Source organism: Herbaspirillum sp. B65, assembly GCF_000333555.1.
Classification (GTDB): Bacteria; Pseudomonadota; Gammaproteobacteria; order Burkholderiales; family Burkholderiaceae_D; genus Herbaspirillum; species Herbaspirillum rubrisubalbicans.
On record NZ_BADI01000436.1, the window covers coordinates 1 to 332 of the forward strand.

Annotated in this window: 1 protein-coding gene; it reads left to right on the plus strand. The window is 56.9% G+C overall.

From position 1 onward, the window contains the following. The coding region (locus I5W_RS32015) for a hypothetical protein (protein ID WP_044529166.1) at positions 1–188 on the plus strand (188 nt) is incomplete at its 5' end. Positions 189–332: the final 144 nt, after the last annotated feature.

Consider the following 332-nt stretch of genomic DNA (forward strand, 5'->3'; position numbering starts at 1 on the left):
GTGCCGTTACGTTGCAGGCAGCGAACATGGAAGACCTCGCTGCCCGCCTCGTCGATCATATCGATCATGTCCTGCACGGTGCAGGCGCGATCCTTGTTGAACAGGCGCCGGCTGGCGCGACGGTAAAAGCTGTCGGGGCCGTCGAACTGCGTGTCTCCCCGGTTTTGCCACCTCGTGGCGCTTTTTAGATACCCGCTCTGCTGGCGGCCCTTTGTCCCCCTTGAAAGCGGGGGAGTCCCCGTGCGACCAGATATCTGAATGTTATCAATTCGACCACACACCCCTGTGTTGTCATTAAAACAAACAAATCCTGATATCGCAACCTCGATTGT